This is a genomic window from Antrihabitans spumae (assembly GCF_043944905.1).
GTDB classification, from domain to species: Bacteria; Actinomycetota; Actinomycetes; order Mycobacteriales; family Mycobacteriaceae; genus Antrihabitans; species Antrihabitans spumae.
Genome location: NZ_JBIMSN010000014.1, coordinates 1 through 3,088, shown reverse-complemented (window position 1 = coordinate 3,088; position 3,088 = coordinate 1). Strand labels below are relative to the sequence as shown.

The following is a 3,088-nucleotide window of genomic DNA, read 5'->3' as shown; positions in this document are numbered from 1 at the left end:
TCAGCTTCCCCCGGACTCTGTCCGGGATTAAGCGTGTCCAACACGCGGGGGCAAGGCCCGAACTATCAGTGGATATGTAGCGGGGATCGATAGTTTTGGGTCAGAGCCCTCCTGACATCGGCTCGAATTGATTCGGGTGTTAACCAGACGCCTGGCGTAAGAAGCGGGAGTGAATCCCGTAGGTCATAGCACCCCAGGCGCTTCTTTCGGGCTGTCGTGCAGGGCAGACCTCCCCTGCGTTCGAGGAACTTCCACGTTCCGTCCTGCTTGAACAGCACGCACATGGCATCCGATCTCTTCTCGCCATAGGTCTTCGGCAGAGCGGTCTGTAGGCCGAAGACCCATCCACGGTTGAAGAGTGTTCCATCCAACGACCAGGACATGCTCTTGCAGGCCTCGGCGACTTCGGGCGCAGTCTCATCGAGTGCGGTAGAGCTCGTCGCGCGCCTATCGTTCGCCGCTGCTGCGTCGGTAGACTGCTTCGCAGCCTCTAGGTCGGCGATTCGCTTTTGCTCTGCGCGTACCTCGTCGACGATGAAACGACGAACAGGCTGGTGGATGCTGGGGGGCGAGGGCTGGCCGACGCTTTGGTCGCCAGGTTCATCGAAGATGGAAGGCATCAGTGGTCTCTGTTCGAAGGTTCCTCTATTGGAGTGGCCGGGTGGCAACTTGGCCATTCAGGAAAGTGATCACGTTCATTCCATGCTGCTGAGGTTTTCCAAGTTCACGCAGCAGGTCGACGACGACGGACTCGGCGTCGGCCGTCGGAACACGGTCTTGGTGGAAGGTTTTCGTACCGCCGCCGGCGATACCAATGAATACGTGCCCTTGTTGCGCGGAGATCTGCGTAACCATGTTCGCGTTGAGGAAGCAACTGTCATTACTACCGACCTCGATGTATGTCGCCACTGCAGAGATGTTCCCAGACGCCGCCGGGTTGCGCGCAAATTTGAGGAAAGCGCTGTAGATCGGATGTTCGAGCATCTGAATGCCTCAGCACGGGATGCACTGTCTCTCATCGGAACACGCTTGCATTGCCATCGCGAGGAAGTTGCGAGGGTCTGCATCTTTATAGTCATCCCCATAGATCTACGGGGCCAGATGTCCAGCGAACCTTGCCGCTGAAATGGCTGCCACCGCAGAAGTATTCGCGGCAATCCAGGACTGCTGTTGCCGTTTCGGGTTTGACGGTTTGCTCGATAACGGGTGAGACGGGGGTTTGGAACCAGCGGCCCGCGTAGGAGTGCCAACCTTCGTAGTAGTAGCGGAGCCAGCGCTGGCCGCAGTGGTGGCATTGGTTGATGGTGACCTCCCCGTGCCGACCGTCGGTGTGATCGGTACCCAGGTAGTGACTGTCGAGTTCGGTGTAGGTCAGCGGGCGATTTCGACATACACAATCTTCTGGTGAAGACGTCTGCGGTGCTTCGGATTCCGTCGCCGGTTGATGAAGCCGAACGAAGCAGTCTGCAGCGAGTTGCGTGTACGACGGAATTCTCACCGTTGCGTCCTTGAGTGGCAAGGTAACACTCCATAGCTGGCTTGGCCGGTAAGAGCCGCGGGGAGCTCGGTCCCGCTCGTCCCGTTCGTTGGCGGTAACGGCGGCGACGGCTTCGTCGTAGAGATGGTCGATCGATCGGATTAGGCCGACAAAATTGTTCGCATCGACATCTGCCGCGGCGGTCTGTGCGACATGCTCTCGTCTGTCGGCTACGGCCTGATTGCCCACCATGGTCCGTGCAGTTGTTAGCACCCAGTCGGCAGTAGCGCTGGCGGTGACAAGCAGTGTGCGCAGTTTGGGGTCGATGACGGGATCATCCAGGACCCCTCGTATGGGCTCGAGCTGTTCGGCTAACCGATGGAGGCACCCGTCTATGAGCGCGAGCAGCTCAGTTTCATCGGGTGTCGGCACAGGTCCCTCCTTGTGGGGCACGCGCGGTAGATCGCGGAGTTCGGTACCAGGGCGTCATGTCGTCACGCAGAACCGTCACTGGCCAGACCGAATGTCAGCATCCTGCCCGGGCGCGCGCGTCGATCAGCATGGCGTCACAGCGTAGCGAACGCCCCGGTGCGGTTTCTGGCATACCGATCAAAGCGACTCTGTGTTCGCGCGATTGTCCGAAGAGCTCCAGCCGTCCGTTTCGTATATCGGAACCCCCGCTTGCACGCTGTCATCTCTTCGATGGACAGACAGACGTCCACCGGATATTTAAGATTGCGCAGACCATCAAGGCCGAACAGGATACCGCCATCAACGCACAATCTGCCTACGAGACACTGTCCACTCTTACTTACCTGCTGACCGTCCTGACTGTTGTCCTCGTCCCAGTCTGGGCTGGCTTGGCCCATGGGCCACTGTCTGGCATCCTCTGTGCCGCAGCCGAAGTGCCGATCACGACCGCCGTTGTCGGGGTCTACGACTTCCTATTCGCGGCCACGCCGATCGGCGGGCCAATCGTCGCCCTTTTCTGGTGCAGCATGGTCCTGCTTCTGGTCGTCGCCAGCCTGCTGACTGAGTTGATCACTACTCTTTCTGGGCGAGGGATGCTTGCTCCGCGACACGACAACAGAGGTGCGCGATGAGTTGGATCGTCATTGTCCTGAAGCCTGCTGGTTTGGGCGGTGGGGCTGTTTTTGCGGTTTCTGCGCTCGTCGCCGTTATCGCGGGGCCGGTAATCGCGGTGTCATCTGGCTATGAATCAATCCTGGTGTGGGCACTGGTGATTGCGATGGTGTTGGTCACGATCGGACTTGGCCACCACTTCGTCAAGACCCAGCGCGAGGCTGCTCTACGGCCGATACGCATAACAGGATCGTGGCCACGAAACACCACTGGTGACGCGGTCCGAGGTTTCGGGTCTGCCCTGGGAACTGCGCTCGTGGTCGCACTAGGGATGATCCTCCTCTGGGGTGTCGTCTGGTACTTCGCCGAATCCATGCAGTTTTTCAGCACGACCACGACCGGCGAATGCGAGTTCGAGAACAGCAGTTACTGCTGACGCAGGACATCCGCAGTAGTTCGGCATATGGCGTTGGCATGCCCCCTGTAAACGGGGCCAGCTTGTTTTAGAGTCTTGTTGCCCGTGACCTG

The 3,088-nt window shown here is 59.2% G+C and carries 3 protein-coding genes; 1 reads left to right on the top strand and 2 read right to left on the bottom strand.

Annotated features, from left to right (window positions below):
- Positions 1-645: 645 nt before the first annotated feature.
- Positions 646-984: a hypothetical protein gene (locus ACHIRB_RS03305; protein WP_395126722.1), complete on the bottom strand. Its 339-nt coding sequence runs from the start codon at positions 982-984 to the stop codon at positions 646-648.
- 91 nt (positions 985-1,075) lie between these two features.
- Complete coding sequence (locus ACHIRB_RS03300) at positions 1,076-1,909, bottom strand: hypothetical protein (protein WP_395126721.1); 834 nt, start codon at positions 1,907-1,909, stop codon at positions 1,076-1,078.
- A gap of 667 nt (positions 1,910-2,576) precedes the next feature.
- Between ACHIRB_RS03300 and ACHIRB_RS03295 the strand changes: the two genes are divergently transcribed.
- Positions 2,577-2,996, top strand: coding sequence for a hypothetical protein (locus ACHIRB_RS03295; RefSeq protein ID WP_395126720.1), 420 nt, complete (start codon positions 2,577-2,579; stop codon positions 2,994-2,996).
- Positions 2,997-3,088 lie beyond the last annotated feature (92 nt).